The organism is Streptomyces sp. NPDC001156 (genome assembly GCF_053598275.1).
Map to the genome: position 1 here is coordinate 1 of NZ_JBSFJX010000056.1, position 26,192 is coordinate 26,192.

A 26,192-nucleotide genomic window follows, 5' to 3' on the forward strand; every position below is an offset into this window, starting at 1 on the left:
GGACCCTGACTCCGGCCACACCATGAAGCACGGAGGGCGGCCCCGCCACCAGCGGAACCACCCTCACAGCAAGATTTTCAGTGATCTTCTAGGCGGCAGTGCGGCGCCGAAGGAAGAGCACCGTCGGGACGGTCATGGCGAGCGGCACGATTCCGGCCACGAGCCACCCCAGGTGGAGGGCGTCGGTGAAGGCCTGCGGGAAGGCGACGGAGACCGTATGCGCCAGCGAGGCCGGGAGGTGGCTCGTGCCGCCGTGGGTGATGCCCGCCACGACATCGTCGACCCGGCCGGCCGGAACCCCGGCCGAGGCCAGCCGGTCGTGCAGGAGGTGCGGGAAACGGGTGGTGACCAGGGTGCCGAGGACGCTGGGACCGAGGACGCTGCCGAGCTGGCGGAACATGTTGACCGACGCGGCCGCCATGCCGGCCTGCAGCGGCGGCACGCTGTTGACCGCCGCGGCCGTCGACGGCGCCACCAGCAGGGCCGAGCCCACCCCGGCGACGAACAGGCCCGGCCACATCGCGCCGTACCCGCTGAAGGGCCCGGCCGCCAGAAGCGCGAAGGCTCCCCCGCCCATGAGGACGAGGCCCGCGGTGAGCGTGGCGCCGATGCCGAGCCATCGCACCACGCGGGCGGCGAACGCGCTGATGACGATGTAGGCGGCGAACATCGGGAGCAGCTTCACCCCGGTCATCAGGGCGTTTTCGTGGGCGACCCGCTCCAGATAGAGAACGGTGAGCAGCGAGATGCCGACGAAGGACAGCATGGTGATGGCGCCGATGCTCATCACGGTCGTGAACGAGGCGCTCCTGAACAGTCGCAGCTCCAGCATGGGATCGCGGTGGCGAAGCTCGACCCGTACGAAGGCCGCCAGCGAGACGGCGAAGACCACGTACGCGGCGATGATCACGGGCTTCCCGTAGCCGGTGGCGCCGCCCTCGATGATCGAGTACGTCGCCGACGCGACCGCCAGGGTGCCGAGCACCACGCCCGCCGAGTCGAACCGGCGCGTCGGATGCTTGCTCTCGCTCACCAGCAGCGGGGTGAGGACGAGGGTGATCAGGCCGATGACGACGTCGGTGAGGAACACCGCGTGCCACGACACCTGATCCAGCAGCACGCCCGCCACCAGCGGTCCGACGGCCAGCCCGAGGCCGGCGCAACTGGCCCAGACGCTGATGGCCCCGGTGCGCTCATGGGGATCGGTGAACGTGTGGCTCACGATCGACAGGCTCGAGGGCAGTACGGCCGCAGCGCCGACGCCCATCAGGGCCTGGGCGGCGATGAGCAGGCCGGCGTTCCCCGCCAGGAAGGCGATGAAGCTTCCCAGTGTGAACAGCGAAACGCCCGCCCAGAACACCCGTCGCCGCCCGACGAGGTCGCTCAGGGTGCCGGCGGACAGCACCAGGCTGACCACGGCGAGGCTGAAGGCGCTGCTCACCCAGACCACGGTGCTGGGCGATATATGGAGGTCGTCCTGGAGCGGTGTCAGCGCGGAGATCGTCGAGGACACGTTGACGAAGGTCATCATCACGCCGAGGCAGAGGACCAGGAGAGCCCACCACCTCCGTCTGTTCGAGGCGGTGGGCGGCACAGAGCGCTGTGCTGCAAGGGCATTATCCTGGCTAGTGGAGACCATAGTCAGAACGTAGCATGCTGGCTATACCAATGCGCAGTCAGAGGAGCGTGATCGACATGAAGGAATCCACGGGAGAGCCGGAGCCCGGCTTCGAGGCCGTGATCACGCGATCCGGCCGGTTCGCCGACCGTGGCGCCTGGAGCGCCGAGGGCTGGTGCCATATGGAGAGCGCACTGGAACTGGTCGGCACCCGTTCCGCGATGATCCTGATGCGCGAGATCTACTACGGCGGCCGACGCTTCGACGAACTCGCCCGGCACACCGGCCTGACCGAAGCCGTCACCTCCCAGCGCCTCAAGCGCCTCGTCGACGCCGGCCTGCTGCAACGGCACCCCTACCGGGAGCCCGGCCAACGGACCAGGTACGAATACGTCCTCACCGATCTGGGCCGGTCACTGTTCCCGGTGTTCGTCGCACTGATGGATTGGGGCGCACGCGTGGGCAGGGAAGGCGGCGTCGAACTCGTCCACGCCGACTGCGGAAGCCCGCTCAACGCCGTGGTGCAGTGCACGAAGGGCCATCACGTGGGACTACCGGACACAGTCGCCCGTATCGCATCGGACGGAAAACGCCAGAGTCTCTCGCAACCTGACGCCCCGTCCGAGCCTGCGTCCTGACCGACACGTGGTGGGTCCCGACTGGAGCACCCATGGTGCGGTGGAGCTTTCCCCGCCTCACCAAGGCCCGCGCACGGAGCGGGCCCGCGCCGCCTCTGCGGCGCGGCCTGTCTTCCGTCTTCGCCCCGGCTGGGCCGTGCCTGGCGGCACGCTGTGTGCGGCGGACAGAGCAAGTCACAGGCGCCGCCGAGCAGTTGTGGCTGGCCAGGCGCGAATGGGCCCCGACGGGGAGATCACTGATGCGGGCAGCAGCTCGGGACGCTGCCACCTCCACGTGGAGATCGAGGCCCTCCGCGTCGACCCGCTCTTCCCTGACTGTCAGGCGCAATCCCTCCAGCCGGACGACGCGGCCTCGAACGCGGCACGGTCCTGCAGACCCACCTCCCGCAGGGCCGCACCGCCGCAGCCGGAGGGAATCGCGCAGCAGATGCACCCGCCGGGACCAGTCCTCGGCGTGGACCCGCCCCGCGATGACGAAGCCTTCGAACCGCACGGCGTCGACGGCGTCGGGCTCCACTCCACCGTCGACCGGTGGCCGCCTGTCGGACTCTCGACGTCAGGACCGGAGAGCATCGACCGGCTCCATACGGGAGGCCCGCAGTGACGGGTAGAGGCCGGCCAGGAGTCCGACGAGGGCTCCGGCGACCGGGGCCCCGAAGGCAAGACGGACGTCCAGGACCGGAGTCCAGTCCCTGACGGCGGAGACGGCCACCACGACGACCATGCCCAGGACGGCACCGACGACGCCGCCGAGGAGTCCGATGGTCGTCGACTCCACCAGGAACTGGCCGGCGACCTGCCGTCGCGAGGCGCCGAGGGCGCGGCGCAAACCGATCTCCCCGATCCGCTCCATGACGGTCACCAGCGTCACATTGGCGATGCCGATGGCGCCGACCACCAGCGACACCAGTCCCAGCACCAGGAACAGGCCGTTGACGTCGCCCTGTACTCCCTTGCGTGCCTTGGTGGATCTCGGCAAGATCAAGCGTCTCCTTCAACACGGCGTTGATCAGGAGTGGTGGCACATGGAGGAGGGCCGCATCACGGATGCTTGGCGGAATTCCGAGGCTGACTAACACCTCAACCTCGCGGTGCCCCTTGCGTGCCCGATCAGATGGCGGGTGGCAGCGCATGACGGCAATAGAGCCGTAGGCTCGAGGACCTTGGCGGTAAGAGGGGGCAGCCCCGAGCCCTTGCAACCACCGACCGCGCTTGTTGTCCAGCCCGGTTGGCGACCGGCTCAGTGTCCCGGTGTTCCCAAGATGCTGGTGCCCGCAAGGATGCAGGCCGTCACATAGCTGACCAGGGCGGGTATGCCGAACGACGCCATCATCATCCAGAATGCCCAAAACCTGTGCACTCCTTCGGGGAGGCGGGAGCGCGGCTCCAGACCAAGACCGGTGCGGGCATGACGGGTTACCGCGATCGCGCAACCAGGACGTGATTCCGTACGCCGGATGGCCTGGCGAACCTGCGTACTGACCGGATGTTTGTTGTCGACGGTAAGACGGACCTGCTTCTCGTCCCGCATATGCAGTTCGTCGATGTAACCGACGCGAGCAATCGCGGTGTAGCGGCGCACGCTGACCATGCTGTCCAAACGAAGCGTGCGCACCCCGGTCATGGTCCTGGCGGAGACGAAGTACCGACCGTCTTGGACGACTATGGACGGTCGACCCGCGAATCCGTACCAGATCGCGAGCAGGATGGGGCCGGCAATGGCTCCAGCCAAGGTAGAGATTCCCGTGTATGTGCCCTTGAGCACGTGGGATCGGATCAGCCCCGCGTCAACAAACACGATCGCCGCCCAAAGGGACGACACGACCCACGACCCGCGCAGCATCCGTCGCCGCGCATACGACGCCTTTACGGGACCGGGGGCTCCTCGGGAACCCAGCCGCCGCTGGGTGCGCCGTGCCCTTCGAGCGGGCCGACGCAGCTCACGCGTCAGGTCTGCCATCGGATCCGCACCGTCACCATCCCGCGCCGCCACCGGCCGATCATATGCCCGAACGATCCCGTGTTCGCCGAATATCCGCTGTCTCGTCATGACCGTGCCGGGCTGAGCCAGGCGTGCAGACCTAAGCGGTAGTGGTGTTGACGGTTCGGGTCGAAGAGGCCACGTGCCTACTGCTCTCCTCATGCGGGTGTGAGGCTCCCATGGACTGCCCCGTGATGGACCCTGATCGACCGGGCATCGTCAGGTACCTGACTAAGTGTTAGCCCTGAGACTCAGAGGCCCGGTGTGCGCGAAGCCGCATGATGGTCTGTATGACCCACGATTCAGGCAGCGCCCCAATGGAGAACACCCAAATCACGGCCGTGACCGATGGTGTCGCGCAGGTCTACACGTGGGAGGAGGACGCACGGATCGAGGTACGAAACCTCGGTGGTGAGGTCGTCATCGAGGCGAATGCCGCAGGTCTCAGGACGCTCGCCGGCCATCTGCTCGTGCTCGCCAAGAACGACGTTCCCGACGGAAGCCACCTGCACCTTGAGGACAGCAACGGTCTGGAGGACGGGTCCGTCGGCTTGGTTGTGGAACGCAGCGACGCCGAATGACGCACACCGTGCAGCTAGCAGCGCGTGCCCCCGACTGACCCTGTCGAAGCATGTCGAAGTAGCCCAACCAAGCCCGCGATCACAGTAATTGGCGCAGGTCACGTGAGTACAGCAGCGCAAGTATCCAGGCGCCTTCCAAACGCTTGGCCGCTGGTTCGAGTCCTGCCGGGGGCTCCACTGAGGGCCCTCCCTCCGAGAGGGCCCTTTTGCTGGTCAGAACAGGTAACACTCCGATGCGGCGAAGCCCAGGCACTTCCCCGACGCTCAAAGGAAGGCTCCAGGGCCGTGCGGCTGTCACTGGCTTCCTGCGGGTGGCTGCGGTGGATACGCGGGCGAGTTCTCGTCTGCGAGGATCAGCCGACCTCGAGCCGCTCAGGCAGATCCCCAGATCGCCATCCGCCCCCTCAAGGCTTTGGGACGGCACCGGCCCCACGTGAGAGCCACGGCGGGCGGCAGTTCATCCCTTCGGCGCCGGGGGCCCGACCCATGGGGCCGCAAGCGAGTTACGGCCCTGAGTGGAGACCTAGGGCCGAAGGCATTGCAGTTCCGTTCTGGTCCACGGCCGCGCGCACGAACCGAGCAGCCAAGCTTTGGGGCGGAAACCTTCGAGTCGAGTGCCTGACGTTGGACCACTGGCGCAATGCCGAGCTTCCTGACCTGGCCGACGAACAATTGCTCGTCGGGATCAACTGGTCAGGCCCGCGATTGGTCGGATGGAGCTTCACCGTCCCCGAGGTGATCAATCCCCTCACCCGCGCGCTCGGCGAATCTTCCCCCGGGCCAGCATCGGCCTTCGGTTAGGCGAGCGACCCGTGCGTGCCCCCTCCGTGCCCGATCGTCGGAGAAGAGCGGAAAACGACGGGAAACCACGGCGTCGTAGCCGTTACCCAACGTCCTTGATCGCCATCGGGCCAATGAGGCACCACCACGTTCGCTTGATCAAGCAGTTCCTCCACAGCATTCGCTGCGGAGGAACTGGCGATGTCGATGATCTCCGCCCAAGAGGCCGGCTCGTAACGCGCCAGTTTCGACAGGCCAAAGAGAACCGCCCATCAAGCCAAGAGCGGGTCAACGGGACCAGCCATGCTGCCGAGCGCCGGGAAGGCATAGGCATCGCTCGGACCGCGGTGCAACGTCGCCCGCTTGAGAGCCTCAAGGCGCCTGTCGGGCGTTGAAGCGCCACGTCGGCCATTTGTCACGCATGCGGTCGAGTCTGGGATGCAAGGGGGGCGCGGCTGTGGCCTGCGCATCCCGGGAGGTCGGGCCGCCGCCCTGCCGGATCTGCGGTGCCCGCGTGTTCCACCCCTCCCGCGGACCTGCGGCGGCCGGGGTGGACCGCGTTGGCATCAGCCCCGGCTGCAGTCCTGTCACAGATCGGAGCCCTGCCCTGTCGACCACCCAAAAGGTACAAATCTAAACGACTTGATCTCAGTAGGACCCGGCCGAGGTCGTCCACGTCCTGCCAGGACACATGCTGCTCCAGTCGCCCACCCCGCCGTGGTCCTGGTCGACGCAGCCGACCCGCGTGAGAACGAGTCAGCCAGGTGAGGACAAAAACTCGATGACCAGCACTGACAGGGTGACCCTTGGTAAGCGATCGACCACGAGCGATATATCCGAGTCGGCGGTCGCGATGCTCGACGAGCGTGGCACGGTGATCGCCTGGACGCAGGCCGCCGAGCAGCTTCTCGGGTACTCCGCCAGGGACGTGGTGGGCCGGTCCGCCGCACTCGTGCTGCCGCCTTCCGAGGAAACGCCGACGATATCGGCGTTCATCGAGCAGTACCGTGCCCACAATGACTGGTTGGGCACGATGACGGTGCGCCACCGCGATGGCCGCATGCTCGACATCAACCACCGGATCTCGATGTTGGGGGGGCAGGACGGAACATTCCGGTGGCTTGTGTCCGTCACCGACATCGGCACGCTCTCCCGGGAAACGAGAAACGGATCGGTGCGGGAGTCGCTCCTCACCCACGCGCCGATCGGCATCGTCGTTCGCGACCCGAAGCTGCGCTGCGTCTGGGCGAACGACACGATGGAGAGCCACGACGGCATCTCCCGTGACCGGCGGCTCGGCCGGCGAATCACCGATGCACAGCCCGGCTTCGAGGCCGAAGCCCTGGAAGCGGTGATGCGGCAGGCGCTGCGGAACGGCACCACGGCGGTCCACGAGTACCGGGCGTGGCCGACGGAAGATCCGCGCCGGGAGCACGCATTCTCGGTCTCGTACTTCTGCCTCCAGGACGCGGACGGCAAGACACTGGGGGTGTGCGGCATCAGCGTGGATGTCACCGGCAGTCAGCGGGCGCGCGAGCGCCTTGCCATCCTCAGCCAGGCCGCCACGCGTATCGGCAGCACCCTGGACGTCATGCGGACCGGGCAGGAACTGGCCGACCTTGCCGTGCCCCTGCTGGCCGACTTCGCCTACGTCGACCTGGGGGAGTCCGTCCCGTTCGGCGAAGAGCCCTCGACCCGAATCGACACGATGAGCGGTCGCCCTTCCGTTTTCCTCCGTGCCGGACAGGCCTCGATCCACCCAGGAGTCCCAGAGTCGGCGTTTGCGCGAGGGGAGACGGTTTTCGTTCCCCCGACCTCGCCGCTCGCCGGCGTTCTGGGCACGGGGAGGTCCCATCTGGAACCGGTGCTGGACGCCTCTCCTGGGACATGGGTCGACCACGACCCGGCGCGGGCGCAAAAGATACGTGAGTACGGGGCGCACTCCGTGATGGTCGTGCCCATCATTGCGCGGCGCTCCGTCCTGGGTATCGCGGTGTTCGTCCGCACCGAGGACCCCGTTCCGTTTCACGAGGATGACCTGCTGCTCGCCGAGCAGCTCGTCACCCGGGCCGCGCTGTCCTTGGACAACGCCCGCCAATACACGCGCGAACACACCACGGCCCTCGCCCTGCAACGCAACCTGCTCCCCCACCGCTTGACGGGCGGCGCGGCGGTCGAGGCGGCCTGGCGCTACCTGCCGGCCGACACGGAAGCCGGTGTCGGAGGCGACTGGTTCGACGTGATCCCGCTGTCCGGCGCCCGGGTGGCCCTCGTCGTCGGCGATGTCGTCGGACACGGCATCAACGCCGCCGCCACCATGGGCAGGCTCCGCACCGCCGTACGCACGCTCGCCGACCTGGAGATGCCCCCCGACGAACTGCTGACCCACCTCGACGACACCTTCCAGCGACTGGCCGAGGCGGACGTCGACGCCGCGGACCAGGCCCCCACGGTGGTAGGCGCCACCTGTCTGTACGCCGTCTACGACCCGGCCACCCGGAAGTGCACCATGGCACGGGCCGGGCACCCCCCACCCGCCATCATCGACCCGCAGGGACAGGTCACCTTCCCCGACCTGCCCACCGGAAGCCCACTCGGCATCGGCCTGGGCATCCCCTTCGAGGCCGTGGAACTGGAACTGGCCGAGGGAAGCCTCCTCGCCCTCTACACCGACGGCCTGATCGAAACCCGCGACCACGACATCGACGTGGGAATGCACCGCCTGGCCACCGCCCTGGCACAACCCAGTCACTCCCTGGAAGACCTGTGCACCCGAGCGACAGAGACCCGCCCGCGGCAGGCACCATCCGACGACGTCACCCTGCTTCTGGTGCGGACCCGCTCCCTCAGCCCCGCCCAGGTCGCCTCCTGGACGCTGCCGAACGACCAAACTGCTGTCCGCAGCGCCCGGCACATGGCAGCCCGCCAGCTCACCGAATGGGGCCTGGAAGGTCCCCAGGACCCCACACAACGGATCGTCAGCGAACTGGTCACCAACGCCGTCCGCCACAGCACCGGCCCGATCGGACTGCGTTTGATCCACCACCAAGCCCTGACCTGCGAAGTATTCGACACCGACGCCAGCTCCCCGCGTCTGAGTCACGCGCGCGCCATCGACGAAAACGGCCGCGGCCTCTTCCTGGTCACCCAGCTGTCCCGCAGATGGGGCGCCCGCCCAGCGTCGGGCGGCAAAGTCATCTGGGCCGAACAAGACCTGGACTCCGCACCCTCACTCGCACGGGCCTCCGGCACACCCTCCGCGCGCAAGAAGTAACCGAGCCATCCCCCTCCGTCGCGAGCATCCGGCATGCACGCTCCTGCCTACGGGCCGCACCGCGCAGGCTGCGCCGACGCGCGCCCACACGTGGACAGTGCCGGTGGGGATGAGTCGATCACCGCGTAGCGCGGCCCGATCAAGAGCATGCCTCCGGCGGGGGATCGGCCGGCACCGGGATGGAGAGGGCGCCGTTCCCGGGTGCGGGTCCATAGTGACGTGCGCGGGGCTCCCATCCCGTCCACCGTCGCGTTGAGCTTCGCCCCCGCACCCTGCCTACGGCTGGAAGTACTCCGACATCAGGCGGCTGACCCATTCCGGCTGCTTGATGTTCACGGGGCAGAACTCCGCCATCGTCGGCTTCAGGTCGATGACCGGGGTGCCCGAGACCGCGTCGAGGCCCACCACCGTCAATTCGCGGCTGTGGACGGATTCAATGGCGCAGGACGTCACTCCGATGCGGTTCGGTCTGCGGGGGCCGCGGCCGGCGAATACGCCGACGGGCGGGAGGTCGGAGCGGCCGCGGTAGGGGCGGGGTTCGCGGTAATCGTCTTGTTCCGGGAACTGGTCGAAGACGAAGAGGACCTCCACGTGGGAGAAGCCCTCCAGACCCTGGAGGCACGCCTCGCCGAAGCGCTCGTCGATGGTGATCGTGCTGCGGACGGCACCCCAGTTGTCCGTGTGCTGGACATCCGTCCGGTCGTTCCGGACCGTACCTATCGGTGTGATCTCGAAGCTCGGCATGGCTAGAGCCTATCCACGCCATGCCGCGCCCATACAAGCGCCGAGGCCACCGGCACTGAGGCTGTGTGACGCGCAGGAGGAGATCCGTCAGGGCCAAACGACGCGTACCCATACGCGGCGCGCCACCGCTTCGCGAGAAGCTTGTCAGTTCCATTGGACGGCAAAAAAGCAAAGGCAAGGAGAGCCATCTCCTTGCCACTCTCAACGTATAGCGCCCTGGGGGGCTTGCCGCAAGACCCGGGTCACGGCGCACAATCGTCGGCCGAGCCCACAGCCTGCGGAAACGGGGGCACAACGTGCGTGTGTTGTCGTCGACGTATGGGGTTGCGGGCGCTCGCCGCGGAGGTGCGGGGTGCGCGCCGCCCGAGAGGGCTGAGCGGTCGGCCGACTCATCGATGGGAAGGCAACCAGAGATGTGGACGCGCCCGACAAGAGGTTCGACAGAGTTGGAGGCGCCGGTGATTCGATCGGCCACCGCAGGGCAACGGGGCATGGCTGCCTCGGAGGTATCGCAATGATCAAGCAGTACGTGTTGGGTCTTCAAGAGGTTGACGAGACGCAGGTCACCGTCGTCGGCGGCAAGGGCGCGCACCTGGGCGGGCTGTCGCGGATCGAAGGCATCCGCGTGCCAGGGGGCCTTTGCGTGACGACGGACGCCTTCCGGCGGATCATGGCGGAAGCGCCGTCGATCGACGGTCGGCTCGATCAGCTGTCGCGCTTGGACCCGGACGACCGGGAGGCAATCCGCACGCTCAGCGCGCAGATTCGCCGGACCATCGAAGAGATTGCCATCCCGGGCGATCTCGCGGCGGCGATCACCCGCGCGCTCGCCCGGCTCGGCGAGCAAGCCGCCTATGCCGTCCGATCCAGCGCGACGGCAGAGGACCTGCCGACGGCCTCCTTCGCCGGCCAGCAGGACACGTACCTGAACGTCGTGGGGCCGACGGCGATCCTCCAGCACGTCAGCCGATGCTGGGCCTCCCTGTTCACCGAGCGGGCCGTGACCTACCGTCAGCGGAACGGCATCGACCACCGTACGGTTCACATGGCCGTGGTCGTGCAGCAGATGGTCTTCCCGCATGCGGCCGGCATCCTGTTCACGGCCGACCCTGTCACGGGCAACCGGAAGGTCGCCACCGTGGACGCCGGCTTCGGCCTCGGCGAGGCCCTCGTCTCCGGCCTGGTGAACCCGGACGTCTTCAAGGTGCGACACGGCGAAGTCGTCGCCAAGGCGATCGCCGCCAAACGGCGTGCCGTTCACGCCCTGCCGGCCGGCGGTACGCAGGAAGTGGCGATCGACTCGCAGCAGCAGGAGCAGCCGGCGTTGACGGATGCGCAGGTCGTGCAACTCGTGCAGCTCGGGCGGCGGATCGAAGCGCACTTCGGCCGCCCGCAGGACATCGAGTGGTGCCTGGTCGATGATGGCTTCCGGATCGTCCAGAGCCGGCCGATCACGACGTTGTTCCCCATTCCCGAGGCCGGCGACCAGGAGAATCACGTCTACGTCTCCGTAGGCCATGGGCAGATGATGACCGACCCCATGAAGCCCCTGGGGCTCTCCATGTGGCAGCTGACGGCCATGGTGCCGATGCACGAGGCGGGCGGGAGGCTGTTCGTCGACGTCACCCGGCGCCTGGCCTCGCCGGCGGGCCGCGCCGGCCTCCTGGACGCCATGGGGAGAGGCGATCCGCTGGTCAGGGACGCTCTGGAGACCGTCCTCGACCGCGACGATTTCGTCCCGTCGCTCCCGGACGCGGGTCCCGGCGGGCCGCCGGCCAGAGGCGCGTTCGCCACGGTCGAGACCGATCCGGCCATCGTCACCGGGCTGATCGAGCGCAGTCAGGCGTCCATCGCCGCCCTGGAGCGCGACATCCGGACGAAGACCGGACCGGCGCTGTTCGACTTCCTGCTGGATGCCTTCGAGGAGCACAAGCGGGTCCTCGGTGATCCGCTGAACATTCAGGCGATCATGGCGGGGATGGAGGCCACGTGGTGGCTCAACGACAAGCTGCAGGAGTGGCTGGGCGAGAAGAACGCGGCTGACACGCTCACGCTGTCCGCCCCCGACAACGTCACCTCGGAGATGGGACTGGCGCTGCTCGACGTCGCGGACGTGATCCGCCCGCAGCCGGAGGTGGTGGCGTTCCTACAGGGCGTCGAGGACGAGGACTTCCTGGACGAGCTGGCGAAGCTCGCGGGCGGGACCGAAGCGCGCGACGCCATAGAGGCCTACCTCGACCGGTATGGCATGCGCTGCGTCGGCGAGATCGACATCACAAGGCCACGTTGGCGCGAGCGCCCCACCACGCTCGTGCCCGTGATCCTCGACAACGTCAGGAACTTCGAGCCGGGCGCCGCCGAGCGGCGCTTCGAGCAAGGAAGGCAGAAGGCGCAGAAGAAGGAACAGGACGTGCTGTCCCGCTTGCGGGCCCTGCCGGACGGGGACCGGAAAGCCGACGAGACCAAGCAGATGATCGATCGGGTCAGAACCTTCATCGGGTACCGGGAATACCCGAAGTACGGCATCATCAGCCGCTACTTCGTCTACAAGCAGGCCCTGCTGGCGGAGGCCGAGCGCCTCGTACAGGCCGACGTGCTGCCTGAGAAGGAGGACATCTTCTACCTCACGTTCCAGGAACTCCACGAGGTCGTGCGCTCGAACCAGGTGGATGCCCAGCTCATTCGGCAGCGCAAGGACGTGTTCCGGTCGTACCACGCGCTCACACCGCCCCGGGTGCTCACATCGGATGGTGAGGCCCTGACCGGGGCGTACCGGCGCGACGACGTGCCGGCCGGCGCCCTGATCGGCCTACCGGTTTCCGCCGGGACCATCGAGGGACGGGCCCGCGTCATCCTTGACATGGCGGAGGCCGATCTCGAAGCGGGCGACATCCTGGTCACGACCTTCACGGACCCCAGCTGGTCGCCGCTGTTCGTCGGAGTCGCGGGCCTGGTGACGGAGGTGGGCGGCCTGATGACCCATGGCGCGGTGATCGCCCGGGAGTACGGCCTGCCGGCCGTCGTGGGCGTGGAGCAGGCCACCCGGCTGATCCGGGACGGGCAGCGGATCCGCGTGCACGGAACCGACGGGTACGTCGAGATCCTGCCTTGACCGACCACACACCGAGAAGCCGCATCCGTAGCTTCCGACTGAACAACGCTCTCGGGGCGAAGCAGTCGCATGCCACAGCCGTGCCACATCGTGCGGTCAACCACGGTCCACGACGGCTCGCCGCAGTTGAGATGCGCCGTTCGCCTGGGTTGCCGCTCCAGCCGGACTGACCTGGAGTTCCACGCCGCCGATCACGTCCGGCCTTGCAAGGCGGTTGTCTCCCTCACCGCACGAGCGCCCTCCCGGGCCGTCCTGGGGCCGTGGAAGGGCGCTCGATGGTGACCGACCTCGACAACTGCTGACAGCTCAGCGGCACAGGCCAGAGCGGTGATCGATGAGGCGGCCGCACGTCACGGCCGCCGATGGTCAGTTGTGGCTGTGCAGGATCTCGTTCAGGCCGCCCCACACCGCGTTGTTCGGGCGGGCCTCCACAGCGCCGGTGACCGAGTTGCGCCGGAAAAGGATGTTGGAGGCGCCGCTGAGTTCGCGGGCCTTGACGATCTGGCCGTCGGGCATGGTGATCCGGGTGCCCGCGGTGACGTACAGGCCGGCCTCGACGACGCACTCGTCGCCGAGCGCGATGCCGACACCCGCCTCGGCGCCGATCAGGCAGCGCTCGCCGATGGCGATGATGACGTTGCCGCCGCCGGAGAGCGTGCCCATCGTGGAGGCGCCGCCGCCGATGTCCGAGCCGTCGCCGACCACGACGCCCGCCGAGATGCGGCCCTCGACCATCGAGGTGCCGAGAGTGCCCGCGTTGAAGTTCACGAAGCCTTCGTGCATGACCGTCGTGCCCTCGGCGAGGTGCGCGCCCAGCCGGACCCGGTCCGCGTCGGCGATACGGACGCCCTTGGGCGCGACGTAGTCCGTCATGCGCGGGAACTTGTCGATCGAGGTCACCTGGAGGTGCAGACCCTCGGCGCGGGCGTTCAGCCGCACCGTCTCGACGTCGTCCACGGCGACCGGGCCGAGCGAGGTCCAGGCGACGTTGGCGAGGAAGCCGAAGATGCCTTCGAGGCTCTGGCCGTGCGGCTTGACCAGGCGGTGCGAGAGCAGGTGGAGGCGCAGGTAGACATCGTGCGCGTCGATCGGCTTCTCGTCGAGGGAGGCGATGACCGTGCGGACCGCGACCACCTCGACACCGCGGCGGGGGTCGGGGCCGATGGCCTTCGCGGCACCTTCGCCGAGCAGCTCCACGGCACGCTCGACGGACAGCCGCTCGGTGCCGGAGGGGCCGGGCTCGGCAGCCAGTTCAGGCGCGGGGAACCAGGTGTCGAGAACGGTGCCGTCGGCGGCGACCGTGGCGAGTCCGGCGGCCACGGCACCGGTGGTACGGGGAGCAGTCGTGTCGGTCATAGGGGAAACCTAACGTGGCGGGGCCTGCGCGGGCGAACCGGTGAGCGAGCGTCTCGGCAGGCGGGCCCGGGTACGGCGCAGCACGGCGAACGCCGGGTCAGGCGATCACCCGTGCCAGCGCCTCCCGCGCGTACCGCTCGTCGTACGGCGCCCCCGTCAGCAGCACCTGGAGGCAGATCCCGTCCATCAGCGCGAGCAGGGCCCGTGCGGTGACCGGGTCGGTGCGCCGGGCGAGCCGCTCGGCGGTCTCCTCCGTCCACTCGGCGGCGACGGGACGCAGCGCGGGCCTGCGCAGGGCAGCGAGGTAGAGCTCGTACTCCAGCTCGACGCCCGTGCGGTCGCCGCCCAGCCACTCTCCAAGGGCCCGGGCGAGGTCGGCCGCCAGATCGCCCTCCCCGTCCTCCAGGCCACTGGTGGCGAGCACCTTGGCGAAGCCCTCGTTCGTCTGCCGCAGCGCGGCGACCATGAGTTCGTCGAGGGTCTTGAAGTGGTAGGTCGTGGAGCCCAGCGGCACATCGGCCTCGGCGGCCACGGAGCGGTGGCTCAGTCCGGCGATGCCGTTACGGGCCACGACCCGGATGGCCGCGTCGATGATCCGCTGGCGCCGCTCGGGGTCGTACCGGCGGGCCATCAGTGCGCGCCTCCCAGGTTCAGAACCACCACCCCGCCGATGATCAGCACGATCCCGGCGATCTTCGCGAGTCCCAGCCCCTCGCCGAACAGCACCAGCCCGAGGGCGGCGATGGTCGCGGTGCCGATCCCAGCCCAGATCGCATAGGCCGTACCGATCGACACGGTCTTCAGGGTCTGCGCGAGCAAGGCGAAGGAGAGGACATAGCCGAGGAGGGTCACCAGCGAGGGCCAGAGCCGGCTGAAGCCTTCGCTGTACTTCATGGCGGTCGTGGCGACGACTTCCGCGGCTATGGCCCCGGACAGGAAGGCGTATCCCATATGTACGAGTGTACGCATCGATGCGTACGGCTGTACACACATCGGCGGCCCGGCCTTCGAAGCCCCCCGCCGACCGGCCCACTGCGTCCACGCCCGCCACGACCTGGAGATCGGTGCGTTCGGTCAACTACCCGGACCGCTACCGGCATGTGAGCGGCGACTGCGTGAAGCTCGACCCGATTGGCTCCGCCTCCGCCCGGCGGGACGCCACCTTCAAGCTGGTCGAGGGCCTGGCCGACGCCTCCTGCTACGCCTTCGCCACGGCCGACGGGACCTATCTGCGACACCGCGCATTCCTGCTGCGCGCCGAGCAGAGCGACGGCTCCGCGCTGTTCGAGCAGGACGCCACCTTCTGCCCGCGCTCGTCCTCGTACTCTGGCGCCGTCATGCTGGAGTCCGTCAACTTCCCCGGGCGCTTTCCGCGCCACCAGGACTTCCAGCTCAAGCTGGACCCGTACCAGGACTCCGGCCTCTACCGGGCCGACTCGGCGTTCCGGCTGGTGGCCGGAGCGGCCTGAGCACGAGAAGTACGAAAGCGGCGGCACCCGTCGGGTGCCGCCGCTTTCGTCTGCCGGGAAAGCCGGCGGGTCTCAGACGTTGAACCCGAGCGCCCGGAGCTGCTCGCGGCCGTCGTCCGTGATCTTGTCGGGGCCCCACGGCGGCATCCAGACCCAGTTGATCCGCAGCTCGCTGACGAGACCGTCCGTGGCGGACTTGGCCTGGTCCTCGATGACGTCCGTCAGCGGGCAGGCCGCCGACGTCAGGGTCATGTCCACGGTGGCGATGTTCGCCGACTCGTCGATGTGGATGCCGTAGATCAGGCCGAGGTTGACGACGTCGATGCCCAGCTCGGGGTCGACGACGTCCATCAGGGCCTCGCGGAGCTCCTCCTCCGAGACCGGCTTCATCTCCACGGTGTCGCTCATGCCGTCTTCCTTTCGGCGTCGGCTCCGCCCAGCGCCTGGGCCGTCGCGTCCTTCCACGCCATCCAGCTCAGGAGGGCGCACTTCACCCGCGCCGGGTATTTGGAGACACCGGCGAACGCCACCGCGTCCTCCAGCACCTCCTCCATCGCGTCGTCGGGCTCGATCCGGCCCTTGGACTGCATCAGCTCCAGGAAGGTCTCCTGGATCTTCTGCGCCTCGGCCAGTTCCCTGCCGACGAGCAGTTCGTTCAGTACGGAGGCCGAGGCCTGGCTGATGGAGCAGCCCTGGCCCTCGTACGAGACGTCCTTGATCGTCGTGCCGTCGTACTTCACACGCAGCGTGATCTCGTCGCCGCAGGTCGGATTGACGTGGTGCACCTCGGCGTCGCCATCCCGCAGACCGCGCCCGTGCGGGTGCTTGTAGTGGTCCAGGATGACTTCCTGGTACATCGAATCCAGCTTCACGGTTTCAGCACGCCCTTCAGCCGAAGAAGTTCCGTACGTGCTCCAGCCCCTCGACCAGTGCGTCGATCTCGGCCGGCGTGGAGTACAGATAGAACGACGCCCGCGTGGTCGCAGGAATTCCGTACCGCAGGCAGACGGGGCGGGCGCAGTGGTGGCCGACCCGGACCGCGATGCCCTGCTCGTCGAGGACCTGGCCCACGTCGTGGGGGTGAATGTCACCGAGCGTGAAGGAGATCGCCGCGCCCCGGTCCTCGGCCGTGGTGGGGCCGATGATCTTCAGATCGGGGACCTCGCTCAGCCGCTGCACCGCGTACTCGGTGAGCGCGTGCTCATGGGCGAGGATCTTGTCCATGCCGATCGCGCTCAGGTAGTCGATCGCCGCGCCGAGGCCGACCGCCTGCGCGATCGGCGGGGTGCCCGCCTCGAACTTGTGCGGCGCCGGAGCGTACGTCGACGAGTGCATCGACACGGTCTCGATCATCTCGCCGCCGCCCAGGAACGGAGGCAGGTCCTCCAGCAGCTCCTGGCGGCCCCACAGCACGCCGATGCCCGTCGGGCCGCACATCTTGTGGCCGGTGAAGGCCACGAAGTCGGCCTGCAAAGCCTGGACGTCCAGCGGCATGTGCGGTGCGGCCTGGGAGGCGTCGATGCAGACGAGTGCGCCGACCTCCTGGGCGCGGCGGACTATCGCCTCGACCGGGTTGACCGTGCCCAGGATGTTGGACACCAGCACAAAGGAGACGATCTTCGTCTTCTCGGTGATGATCTCGTCGATGTTCGACAGGTCGAGCCGGCCGTCGTCCGTGAGGCCGAACCACTTCAGTTTCGCGCCGGTGCGCTGCGACAGCAGCTGCCACGGAACGATGTTGGAGTGGTGCTCCATCTCCGTGATGACGATCTCGGTGTCGTGGTCGACCCGGTAGGGCTCGTCGGCCCAGCCCAGCATGTTCGCCACGAGGTTGAGCGACTCGGAGGCGTTCTTGGTGAAGATCACCTCGTCGCGGCTCGGCGCGTTGATGAACGCGGCGACCTTGTCGCGCGCGCCCTCGTACAGCGCCGTGGCCTCCTCGGCGAGCACATGCACACCGCGGTGGACGTTGGCGTTGTAGCGCTCGTAGTACTCGGCGAGGACGTCGAGCACCTGGCGCGGCTTCTGCGAGGTCGCCGCGTTGTCCAGGTACACGAGCTTCTTGCCGTCGTGGACCAGCCGGTCCAGGACGGGGAAGTCCTTGCGGATCGCCTCGGTGTCGAGGAGGCCCGGCAGCTGTGTCACGCGGATACGCCACCCTTCGTGTACGCCTCGTAGCCCTCGTCCTCCAGCTTGTCGGCGAGCTCGGCACCGCCGGACTCGACGATCCGCCCGCCGGAGAAGACGTGGACGAAGTCGGGCTTGATGTAGCGCAGGATGCGCGTGTAGTGCGTGATCAGCAGCGTGCCGACCTCGCCGGTCTCGCGGACGCGGTTGACGCCCTCGGAGACGATGCGCAGCGCGTCGACGTCCAGGCCGGAGTCCGTCTCGTCGAGGATCGCGATCTTCGGCTTGAGCAGCTCCAGCTGGAGGATCTCGTGGCGCTTCTTCTCACCGCCGGAGAAGCCCTCGTTCACGTTGCGCTCGGCGAAGGAGGGGTCCATGTTGAGACGCTCCATGGTCTCCTTGACCTCCTTCACCCAGGTGCGCAGCTTGGGGGCCTCGCCGCGGATCGCGGTGGCGGAGGTGCGCAGGAAGTTGGAGACGGAGACGCCGGGGACCTCGACGGGGTACTGCATCGCGAGGAACAGGCCGGCGCGGGCGCGCTCGTCGACGGGCATCGCGAGGACGTCCTCGCCGTCGAGCAGAACGGTGCCGCTGGTGATCGTGTACTTGGGGTGACCCGCGAGCGAGTAGGCGAGGGTCGACTTGCCCGAGCCGTTGGGGCCCATGATGGCGTGCGTCTCGCCCTGCTTCACGGTGAGGTCGACGCCCTTGAGGATCTCCTTCGTGGCGTTGTCGGCCTCGACGGTGACGTGCAGGTCTCGGATTTCAAGCGTTGCCATGGGTGCCTCAGGACTCCTGGGTGAGGGAGACGAGCACGTCGTCCCCTTCGATCTTTACGGGGTAAACGGGGACGGGGCGCGTCGCGGGAAGTGCGTCGGGCTTTCCGGAACGGAGGTCGAAGCGCGAGCCGTGCAGCCAGCACTCGATGTGACAGTCGTCGACCTCGCCCTCGGCGAGGGAGACGTTCGCGTGCGAGCAGATGTCGTTGATCGCGAACACCTCGCCCTCGGTCTTGACGACCGAGACCGGCGTGCCGTCGAGTTCCACCCTCTTCGGGGTGTCCTCCTCCAGCTCGCTCAGCCCGCAGACGCGTACGAACTTCGACGGTTCAGTCATGCGACCGACGCCTCCAGCTCCTCTTCGATCTTGGCGATCAGGCGCTCCTCGATGTCCTTGACGCCGATCTGCTGGACCAGCTCGGCGAAGAAGCCGCGGACCACCAGGCGGCGGGCGTCGTGCTCCGGGATACCGCGGGCCATCAGGTAGAAGAGCTGCTCGTCGTCGAAGCGGCCGGTCGCGGAGGCGTGGCCGGCGCCGACGATCTCGCCGGTCTCGATCTCCAGGTTCGGGACCGAGTCGACGCGGGCGCCGTCCGTGAGGACCAGGTTGCGGTTCATCTCGTAGGTGTCCGTGCCCTCGGCCTTGGCCTCGATGAGCACGTCGCCGATCCACACCGCGTGCGCGTCGTCGCCCTGCAGCGCGCCCTTGTAGGCGACGTTCGACTTGCAGTGCGGGGTGTTGTGGTCGACGAAGAGCCGGTGCTCCTGGTGCTGGCCCTTGTCGGTGAAGTACAGGCCGTACAGCTCCGCCTCACCGCCGGTGCCGGCATAGTTCACGCGCGGGTGCAGACGCACCACGTCGCCGCCGAAGGTCACGACCACGGACTTGAAGCTCGCGTCCCGGCCGACCAGCGCGTTGTGCTGGGCCGCGTGGACCGCCGTGTCGTCCCAGTCCTGGACCGAGACGACGGTCAGCTTGGCGCCGTCGCCCAGGACGTATTCCACGTTCGCGGCGAGGACCGCGTCACCGGTGTGATCGATGACGACGACGGCCTCGGCGAAGGCGCCCAGCTCGATCACCTGGTGACCGAAGGCCACCCCGCCCTCGCCGTGCACGGCGATCCGGACGGGCTCGGTGAGCACCGTGTTCTTGGGGACGGTGACCACGCCGGCCGTCTCGAACGCCGAGTAGGCCTGCGCGGCCACCCGGTCCACCGGGGTGCCCGCCCTGCCGAGCCGGGCATCGTCCCGGCCGACGCTCTCGACGGTGACGCCCTCGGGAGCCTCGACGCTCACCTTCACACCGGCGCCGTTCGTCACCGCGGTGCCGTCGTGCAGGCCGCGCAGCCGCTCCAGCGGCGTGAACCGCCACTCCTCCTCACGGCCGTGCGGCACCGGGAAGTCCGCCACGTCGAAGGACGGCGGCGCACTCATACGGGTGGCGACGGTCGACTCCGCGGCGACCGCGATCGAGCCGGTGGTGGTGCTGCCTACCGGTGGGGGTCCCCCCGCGCGAGCGGCGCCGAGCGTGGGGGAGTTCTGGGCCTCAGCCATGGCTGTCGTTGTGCTCTCTTCCTAAGTCAGTGGTGACCCGCGGCCCGCCGCGGAAAGGCGGGCCGCCTGCTGCGGACGAGGACGGCCGTCAGCCGACCGCGCCTTCCATCTGCAGCTCGATCAGCCGGTTGAGCTCCAGCGCGTACTCCATCGGCAGTTCCTTGGCGATCGGCTCGACGAAGCCGCGCACGATCATCGCCATCGCCTCGAACTCGGAGAGGCCGCGGCTCATCAGGTAGAAGAGCTGGTCCTCGGAGACCTTGGAGACGGTCGCCTCGTGGCCCATGGACACGTCGTCCTCGCGGACGTCCACGTAGGGGTAGGTGTCCGAGCGGGAGATGGTGTCGACGAGCAGCGCGTCACAGAGCACGTTGGACTTGGAACCCGCGGCGCCCTCGCCGATCTCGACCAGGCCGCGGTAGGAGGTACGGCCGCCGCCGCGCGCCACCGACTTGGAGACGATGTTGGACGAGGTGTTCGGCGCCATGTGGACCATCTTGGAGCCGGCGTCCTGGTGCTGGCCCTCGCCCGCGAAGGCGATGGACAGGGTCTCGCCCTTGGCGTGCTCGCCCATCAGGTAGACGGCGGGGTACTTCATCGTCACCTTGGAGCCGATGTTGCCGTCGATCCACTCCATGGTCGCGCCCTCGTAGGCCACGGCGCGCTTGGTGACCAGGTTGTAGACGTTGTTGGACCAGTTCTGGATGGTCGTGTAGCGGCAGCGAGCGTTCTTCTTGACGATGATCTCGACGACCGCGGAGTGCAGCGAGTCCGACTTGTAGATCGGGGCCGTGCAGCCCTCGACGTAGTGCACGTAGGCACCCTCGTCGACGATGATCAGGGTCCGCTCGAACTGGCCCATGTTCTCCGTGTTGATGCGGAAGTAGGCCTGGAGCGGGATCTCCACGTGCACGCCCGGCGGCACGTAGATGAAGGAGCCGCCGGACCACACGGCGGTGTTCAGCGAGGCGAACTTGTTGTCACCGGCCGGGATGACGGTCCCGAAGTACTCCTTGAAGAGCTCCGGGTGCTCCTTCAGCGCGGTGTCGGTGTCGAGGAAGATGACGCCCTGCTCCTCCAGGTCCTCACGGATCTGGTGGTAGACGACCTCCGACTCGTACTGGGCCGCGACACCGGCCACGAGGCGCTGCTTCTCCGCCTCCGGGATGCCGAGCTTGTCGTACGTGTTCCTGATGTCCTCGGGCAGGTCCTCCCAGGACTCCGCCTGCTTCTCCGTGGAGCGCACGAAGTACTTGATGTTGTCGAAGTCGATGCCCGACAGGTCCGAGCCCCAGTTCGGCATGGGCTTCTTCTCGAAGAGCCGCAGACCCTTGAGGCGCAGCTTGGTCATCCACTCCGGCTCGGACTTCTTCGCCGAGATGTCGCGGACGACGTCTTCGCTCAGACCGCGCTTCGCCGCGGCACCGGCCTCGTCGGAGTCGGCCCAGCCGTATTCGTAGTTGCCCAGGCCCTCGAGTTCGGGGTGAGCAGTCTCCGTGGGGAGAGTCATGCGGGGTTCCTCCCGGCCGTGCTGGCAGATGCGTTGTGGGTGGTCTTGGAAATCTTTGTGGCTTCGGCTGCCGGGGGCGCGTGGGGCGCTCTCGGGATGAACGTCGTACAGACACCGTCGCCGTGCGCGATCGTCGCCAGTCGCTGGACGTGCGTGCCGAGCAGCTCGGAGAAGATCTCCGTCTCGACCTCGCACAGTTGCGGGAACTGTTCCGCGACGTGGGCGACCGGGCAGTGGTGCTGGCAGAGCTGTTCGCCGACCGGGGCGCTGCGCGCCGTAGCAGCGTACCCGTCCGCACTCAAGGCCTTGGCCAGCGCTTCGGTGCGCTGTGCCGGGCCAGCGGCCTCGATGGCCTCCCGGTAGGCGGTGGCCTGCTCGGCGATCCTGGCGCGGGCGAAGGCCACGACGGCCTCGTCCCCGCCGAACCGCTCCTTGATGAAGCGCAGGGCGTCCGCGGCGAGCTTGTCGTACGACTGGTCGAACGCGTCACGGCCGCAGTCCGTGAGCGCGAAGACCTTGGCGGGGCGACCACGCGTACGCGCGCCGTACACGCGCTGCTCACGGGCCACCACGACGTCGTCGGCGACGAGCGTGTCCAGGTGCCGCCGTACGGCCGCCTGGGTGAGCTGCAGCCTCCCGGCGAGCTCGGTGACGGTCGACGGCCCGTGGTCCAGGATGGACCGCGCGACCCGGTTGCGTGTCGAGCGATCCGACCGCAACCCAGCCGCGAGCTCCTCCTGCGGGGCCCCCGTGGGGGTCTCCCGAGCTTCGCCGACGTTTTTCACAACGCCATTGTTGCGTAATTCCTCAGAGCCTGACAAGCGCCGTCCGACCGGGCACCGGTGCCGTGCATCACTTAGGGATACCTAAGGTGACCTGCGTGAACGATCCCTGATCGATCAAAACGGGTGGCGTCCGCCGCGGCTGTCGGCAAGACTCCCGGACCATGCCCACACCCCCTCCCACCGGCCCTCTTGTCACCCGGGACACCGTCTGCACGCAGCTGCGCGCGCTCGGGGTCACCCCTGGCGAGACCCTCCTCGTGCACTCCTCGCTCAGCTCCCTCGGCTGGGTCTGCGGTGGCGCCCTCGCGGTGGTCCAGGGACTTCTGGACGTGCTCGGTCCCGAGGGCACGCTCGTGGTCCCCACCCAGACGGGTGACCTCTCGGACCCCGCGCTGTGGAGCAGGCCACCGGTGCCGGAGGAGTGGTGGGAGACGATCCGCGCCGCCATGCCCGCGTACGACCCGCTGGTCACGCCGTCACGCGGGGTCGGAGTGATACCGGAGACCGTCCGCACCTGGCCCGGTGCCTCGCGCAGCGCCCATCCGCAGACCTCGTTCGCGGCGATCGGCCCGCGCGCCCGGACGATCCTGGACGGACACGCTCGCGACTGCCGGCTCGGTGAGAAGAGCCCGCTGGCCCGGCTGGAGGCGATGGGCGCCCGTGTCCTGCTGCTCGGCGCGGGCTACAGCACCTGCACCAGCTTCCACCTGGCCGAGTACCGGATACCCGCGCCCCGGGTGCGGGTGGGCCGGCCGGGCCCGGCCGGCTGGGAGGTGGTGACCGAGGTGGCGATCAGCTCGGACCGGTTCGACGAGCTCGGCCGCGATTTCGAGCGGGACCGTACGGTCGTCCGGGGGAAGGTGGGTGCGGCCGGGGTACGGCTGTTCCCCGTGGCGGACGCGGTGGCCTATGCGGAGCGATGGCTGCCGTTGCACCGGCCGCGCGAGGAGTAGTTTCCGGACGCCCTCATGCGGCCTCCGACCGGATTCCGGACCCCCTCGTCTCGCGCCTGGGGCGCCTACCTAGACTCTGGACCCATGCGAAGTGAGCCGGTCGTCCAGGTCCAGTCCCTGGTGAAGCGCTACGGCGCAAAGACCGCGGTGGACGGCCTCGACCTGGTGGCCCGGGCGGGCATCACCGCGGTACTGGGGCCCAACGGGGCGGGCAAGACGACCACGGTGGAGACCTGCGAGGGGTACCGGAAGCCGGATTCCGGCGCGGTACGCGTCCTGGGTCTCGACCCGGTCCGTGAAGCCTCCGCGCTGCGTCCCCGCATAGGTGTCATGCTCCAGTCCGGCGGCGTCTACCCGGGCGCCCGCGCCGACGAGATGCTGCGCCATGTCGCCAAGCTGCACGCCGATCCGCTGGACGTGGACGGGCTCATGGAGCGCCTTGGGCTCGGCGGCTGCGGACGCACGGCGTACCGGCGGCTGTCGGGCGGACAGCAGCAGCGGCTGGCGCTCGCCATGGCCGTCGTCGGCCGTCCCGAGCTCGTGTTCCTGGACGAGCCGACCGCCGGTCTCGACCCCCAGGCGCGCCGGGCCACCTGGGACCTCGTGCGCGATCTGCGCGCCGACGGGGTCTCCGTGATCCTGACGACGCACTACATGGACGAGGCCGAGCAGCTCGCCGACGATGTCGCGATCATCGACGGGGGCCGGGTCATCGCACAGGGCTCCCCGGAGGAGCTGTGCCGTGGCGGCGCCGAGAACACCCTGCGTTTCACCGGCCGCCCGGGCCTCGACGTGGGGTCGCTGCTGAAGGCGCTCCCGGCGGACTGCACGGCCGGGGAGCTGACGCCGGGCGCGTACCGGGTCGTGGGCAAGGTCGATCCGCAACTGCTGGCCACGGTCACGTCCTGGTGCGCCCAGCACGGGGTGATGCCGGACCGGATCTCCGTCGAACGGCATACCCTCGAAGACGTTTTCCTCGAGCTGACCGGCAGGGAGCTGCGCTCGTGACCACCGTCGGTATCCACGCGCCGAAGCCCGGCGCCGCGCCGCTGCCCCGCATGATCGCGGCGCAGGCCGCGCTCGAGACGAAGATGCTGCTCCGCAACGGTGAGCAGCTGCTGCTGACGGTGGTCATCCCGACGCTGCTGCTCGTCCTCTTCAGTTCCGTCGACGTCGTCGACACCGGCGCCGGCAAGGCCGTCGACTTCCTGACGCCGGGCATACTGGCGCTCGCCGTGATGTCGACGGCGTTCACGGGACAGGCCATCGCGACCGGGTTCGAGCGCCGGTACGGCGTGCTGAAGCGGCTCGCCTCCTCACCGCTCCCCCGCTGGGGCCTGATGACGGCGAAGACGGCCTCCGTCCTGGTCACCGAGGTCCTCCAGGTGGTCCTGCTGACGGTGATCGCCTTCGCGCTGGGCTGGTCGCCGCACGGCAACCCGCTCGCGGTGCTTCTCCTGCTGGTGCTGGGCACGGCGGCCTTCTCCGGACTCGGGCTGCTGATGGCCGGAACGCTCAAGGCCGAGGCCACGCTGGCCGCCGCCAACCTGGTATTCCTGCTGCTGCTCGTGGGCGGCGGCGTCATCGTGCCGCTGGACAAGTTCCCCTCCGGTGCCGAGCACGTGCTCGATCTGCTGCCGATCTCCGCGCTCTCGGACGGTCTGCGGAGCGTCCTTCAGCACGGGGCCGGTACGCCCTGGGGCGACCTGGGCGTGCTGGCGGTGTGGGCCGTCGTGGGCCTGGCCGCGGCCGGAAAGTTCTTCCGCTGGGAGTGACCCCGGCTTCCCCAGGACATCGGGAGACATCGCGGCCGGCGGCTCCCTGCGCGCCCTCCCGGCTACTCGCGGGACTCCCGTGGGCCGACCCCTCGTGAAACCGTGCACAAGCGGCCCCCTACCATGAGGGCGTGCCAAACGTGACTCGCGCCGACGCCGTGGCGGCCGTGCGCAACCCGATCGCCTTCATCGCCGCACGCTGGACTCCGGGACCCCGGACGGTTCAGCGTGCGGCGCTCTCCGCGCTCGTCATGTCGGTGGTCATCGTCGTCACCGGCGGCGCCGTGCGCCTGACGGGCTCCGGACTCGGCTGTCCGACCTGGCCTCAGTGCACGGACAACTCGCTGACCACGACCGGCGCCATGGGCATCCACGGCGTCATCGAGTTCAGCAACCGCATGCTGACCTACGTACTGTGCGCGGCGGTCGGCTGGGCGATCGTCGCCGCCCGCTCGCAGAAGCCGTGGCGGCGCGGCCTCACCCGGCTGGGCTGGGCGCAGTTCTGGATCGTGATGAGCAACGCGATCCTCGGCGGCATCGTGGTCCTCGTGGGCCTCAACCCGTACACCGTCGCCGCCCACTTCCTGCTCTCCACCGCGCTGATCACCGTGGCCACGCTCATGTGGCAGCGCACCCGCGAGGGCGACGCGGCCCCGCGCCCGCTGGTCGGCAAGGCCGTGCAGCAGCTGGTGTGGTTCCTGGTCGTCGCCTCGGTGCTGCTGATCGCTGTGGGCACCGTGGTCACCGGCGCGGGCCCGCACGCCGGTGACTCCCGGGAAGTCGAGCGCATCCCCGTCGACTGGGAGACCATCGCCAAACTGCACGCGGTGCTCGCCTGGATCGTGGTGACGCTCACCTTCGCCCTGTGGTTCGTCCTCAAGGCGGTCGACGCGCCCTCGAACCCGCTGCACCGCACCCGGGACCTGTTCCTGATCCTGCTGGGCCAGGGAGTCATCGGCTACATCCAGTACTTCACCCACCTTCCGGAGATCCTGGTGGGCCTGCACATGTTCGGCGCCTGCCTGGTGTGGATCGGCGTGCTCAGGGTGCTGCTGGCGTTGCGCGAACGCCCCGAGGCGACAGCGGGCCTCCCGGGGCCCTCGGCGGAGTCGGCCCTGACGGCCGCATGACGCCCGGCCGGAGCCCTGCGGCTCCG

24 protein-coding genes and 1 pseudogene are annotated in these 26,192 nt (G+C 68.7%); 9 read left to right on the plus strand and 16 right to left on the minus strand.

Going from position 1 to position 26,192, the window contains the following annotated elements:
• Nucleotides 1-88: 88 nt before the first annotated feature.
• Entirely contained in the window at nt 89-1,639 is a 1,551-nt protein-coding gene (locus tag ACWDA7_RS24850) for an MFS transporter (protein WP_450606404.1), read from the minus strand.
• 56 nt (nt 1,640-1,695) lie between these two features.
• Between ACWDA7_RS24850 and ACWDA7_RS24855 the strand changes: the two genes are divergently transcribed.
• Nucleotides 1,696-2,256 (plus strand): winged helix-turn-helix transcriptional regulator, encoded by a 561-nt coding sequence (locus tag ACWDA7_RS24855; RefSeq protein WP_450606405.1) that lies wholly within the window; start codon nt 1,696-1,698, stop codon nt 2,254-2,256.
• Nucleotides 2,257-2,812: 556 nt separating this feature from the next.
• On the opposite strand, the gene ACWDA7_RS24860 is transcribed toward ACWDA7_RS24855, so the two are convergent.
• Both ACWDA7_RS24860 and ACWDA7_RS24865 read right to left on the minus strand, forming a co-directional pair.
• Nucleotides 2,813-3,241: an ABC transporter permease gene (locus tag ACWDA7_RS24860; protein WP_450606406.1), complete on the minus strand. Its 429-nt coding sequence runs from the start codon at nt 3,239-3,241 to the stop codon at nt 2,813-2,815.
• A 255-nt stretch (nt 3,242-3,496) separates the two neighbouring features.
• The gene (locus ACWDA7_RS24865) at nt 3,497-4,216 is read right to left on the minus strand and encodes a hypothetical protein (RefSeq protein WP_450606407.1); all 720 of its coding nucleotides are present in this window, start codon (nt 4,214-4,216) and stop codon (nt 3,497-3,499) included.
• 338 nt (nt 4,217-4,554) lie between these two features.
• Here ACWDA7_RS24865 and ACWDA7_RS24870 point away from each other — a divergent pair, with 338 nt between their 5' ends.
• Nucleotides 4,555-4,818 carry an Imm32 family immunity protein gene (locus tag ACWDA7_RS24870; protein WP_450606408.1) on the plus strand — a complete coding sequence of 88 codons (264 nt, stop codon included), beginning with the start codon at nt 4,555-4,557 and terminating at the stop codon, nt 4,816-4,818.
• Nucleotides 4,819-5,615: 797 nt separating this feature from the next.
• Here the strand turns inward: ACWDA7_RS24870 and ACWDA7_RS24875 are convergent.
• Nucleotides 5,616-5,858, minus strand: a pseudogene (locus tag ACWDA7_RS24875) (hypothetical protein); the annotation flags it as partial.
• A gap of 521 nt (nt 5,859-6,379) precedes the next feature.
• Here ACWDA7_RS24875 and ACWDA7_RS24880 point away from each other — a divergent pair.
• A complete protein-coding gene (locus ACWDA7_RS24880; protein ID WP_450606409.1) occupies nt 6,380-8,872 on the plus strand; it encodes a SpoIIE family protein phosphatase in 2,493 nt (830 codons plus the stop codon).
• 276 nt (nt 8,873-9,148) lie between these two features.
• Here the strand turns inward: ACWDA7_RS24880 and ACWDA7_RS24885 are convergent, their stop codons facing one another.
• Nucleotides 9,149-9,616: an SAM-dependent methyltransferase gene (locus tag ACWDA7_RS24885; protein WP_450606410.1), complete on the minus strand. Its 468-nt coding sequence runs from the start codon at nt 9,614-9,616 to the stop codon at nt 9,149-9,151.
• A 514-nt stretch (nt 9,617-10,130) separates the two neighbouring features.
• Between ACWDA7_RS24885 and rph the strand changes: the two genes are divergently transcribed.
• Entirely contained in the window at nt 10,131-12,728 is a 2,598-nt protein-coding gene (gene rph / locus ACWDA7_RS24890) for a rifamycin-inactivating phosphotransferase (protein ID WP_450606411.1), read from the plus strand.
• A gap of 366 nt (nt 12,729-13,094) precedes the next feature.
• On the opposite strand, the gene dapD is transcribed toward rph, so the two are convergent.
• The 3 genes from dapD to ACWDA7_RS24905 all read right to left on the minus strand — a co-directional run bounded on the left by dapD (nt 13,095) and on the right by ACWDA7_RS24905 (nt 15,035).
• A complete protein-coding gene (gene dapD / locus ACWDA7_RS24895) occupies nt 13,095-14,084 on the minus strand; it encodes a 2,3,4,5-tetrahydropyridine-2,6-dicarboxylate N-succinyltransferase (RefSeq protein ID WP_359392437.1) in 990 nt (329 codons plus the stop codon).
• A 97-nt stretch (nt 14,085-14,181) separates the two neighbouring features.
• Nucleotides 14,182-14,715, minus strand: coding sequence for a TetR family transcriptional regulator (locus ACWDA7_RS24900; RefSeq protein ID WP_432926373.1), 534 nt, complete (start codon nt 14,713-14,715; stop codon nt 14,182-14,184).
• Nucleotides 14,715-15,035, minus strand: a complete 321-nt coding sequence (locus tag ACWDA7_RS24905; protein ID WP_450606412.1) for a DMT family transporter — start codon at nt 15,033-15,035, stop codon at nt 14,715-14,717. Before ACWDA7_RS24905 ends, ACWDA7_RS24900 begins: the two co-directional genes overlap by 1 nt.
• Before the next feature lie 20 nt (nt 15,036-15,055).
• Here ACWDA7_RS24905 and ACWDA7_RS24910 point away from each other — a divergent pair, with 20 nt between their 5' ends.
• Entirely contained in the window at nt 15,056-15,553 is a 498-nt protein-coding gene (locus ACWDA7_RS24910; RefSeq protein WP_450606413.1) for an AbfB domain-containing protein, read from the plus strand.
• Nucleotides 15,554-15,625: 72 nt separating this feature from the next.
• Here the strand turns inward: ACWDA7_RS24910 and ACWDA7_RS24915 are convergent, their stop codons facing one another.
• From ACWDA7_RS24915 to ACWDA7_RS24950, 8 genes are all read right to left on the minus strand, one after another.
• Nucleotides 15,626-15,961, minus strand: a complete 336-nt coding sequence (locus ACWDA7_RS24915) for a metal-sulfur cluster assembly factor (protein ID WP_402417707.1) — start codon at nt 15,959-15,961, stop codon at nt 15,626-15,628.
• On the minus strand, nt 15,958-16,425 hold the full coding sequence (sufU, locus tag ACWDA7_RS24920) for a Fe-S cluster assembly sulfur transfer protein SufU (RefSeq protein WP_359392429.1): 468 nt from the start codon (nt 16,423-16,425) through the stop codon (nt 15,958-15,960). The genes ACWDA7_RS24915 and sufU overlap by 4 nt, the downstream gene beginning before the upstream one ends.
• Nucleotides 16,426-16,441: 16 nt before the next feature.
• Nucleotides 16,442-17,698, minus strand: a complete 1,257-nt coding sequence (locus ACWDA7_RS24925; RefSeq protein ID WP_450606414.1) for a cysteine desulfurase — start codon at nt 17,696-17,698, stop codon at nt 16,442-16,444.
• Nucleotides 17,695-18,459, minus strand: a complete 765-nt coding sequence (gene sufC / locus ACWDA7_RS24930) for a Fe-S cluster assembly ATPase SufC (protein WP_359392425.1) — start codon at nt 18,457-18,459, stop codon at nt 17,695-17,697. Before sufC ends, ACWDA7_RS24925 begins: the two co-directional genes overlap by 4 nt.
• 7 nt (nt 18,460-18,466) lie before the next feature.
• Entirely contained in the window at nt 18,467-18,796 is a 330-nt protein-coding gene (locus ACWDA7_RS24935; RefSeq protein ID WP_432926381.1) for a Rieske 2Fe-2S domain-containing protein, read from the minus strand.
• The gene (gene sufD, locus ACWDA7_RS24940; RefSeq protein WP_450606415.1) at nt 18,793-20,013 is read right to left on the minus strand and encodes a Fe-S cluster assembly protein SufD; all 1,221 of its coding nucleotides are present in this window, start codon (nt 20,011-20,013) and stop codon (nt 18,793-18,795) included. The genes ACWDA7_RS24935 and sufD overlap by 4 nt, the downstream gene beginning before the upstream one ends.
• Before the next feature lie 88 nt (nt 20,014-20,101).
• On the minus strand, nt 20,102-21,523 hold the full coding sequence (gene sufB / locus ACWDA7_RS24945) for a Fe-S cluster assembly protein SufB (RefSeq protein WP_450606416.1): 1,422 nt from the start codon (nt 21,521-21,523) through the stop codon (nt 20,102-20,104).
• Nucleotides 21,520-22,308, minus strand: a complete 789-nt coding sequence (locus ACWDA7_RS24950; RefSeq protein WP_450606417.1) for a helix-turn-helix transcriptional regulator — start codon at nt 22,306-22,308, stop codon at nt 21,520-21,522. Before ACWDA7_RS24950 ends, sufB begins: the two co-directional genes overlap by 4 nt.
• A gap of 161 nt (nt 22,309-22,469) precedes the next feature.
• On the opposite strand from ACWDA7_RS24950, the gene ACWDA7_RS24955 reads away from it, so the two are divergent.
• The 4 genes from ACWDA7_RS24955 (at nt 22,470) to ACWDA7_RS24970 (ending at nt 26,166) form a co-directional block, all read left to right on the plus strand.
• Nucleotides 22,470-23,261, plus strand: coding sequence for an aminoglycoside N(3)-acetyltransferase (locus tag ACWDA7_RS24955; protein WP_450606418.1), 792 nt, complete (start codon nt 22,470-22,472; stop codon nt 23,259-23,261).
• Between the two features lie 84 nt (nt 23,262-23,345).
• Entirely contained in the window at nt 23,346-24,269 is a 924-nt protein-coding gene (locus tag ACWDA7_RS24960; RefSeq protein ID WP_359392415.1) for an ABC transporter ATP-binding protein, read from the plus strand.
• Between the two features lie 50 nt (nt 24,270-24,319).
• Nucleotides 24,320-25,036 carry an ABC transporter permease gene (locus ACWDA7_RS24965; protein ID WP_432939066.1) on the plus strand — a complete coding sequence of 239 codons (717 nt, stop codon included), beginning with the start codon at nt 24,320-24,322 and terminating at the stop codon, nt 25,034-25,036.
• A gap of 140 nt (nt 25,037-25,176) precedes the next feature.
• The gene (locus ACWDA7_RS24970; RefSeq protein WP_450606432.1) at nt 25,177-26,166 is read left to right on the plus strand and encodes a COX15/CtaA family protein; all 990 of its coding nucleotides are present in this window, start codon (nt 25,177-25,179) and stop codon (nt 26,164-26,166) included.
• Nucleotides 26,167-26,192: the final 26 nt, after the last annotated feature.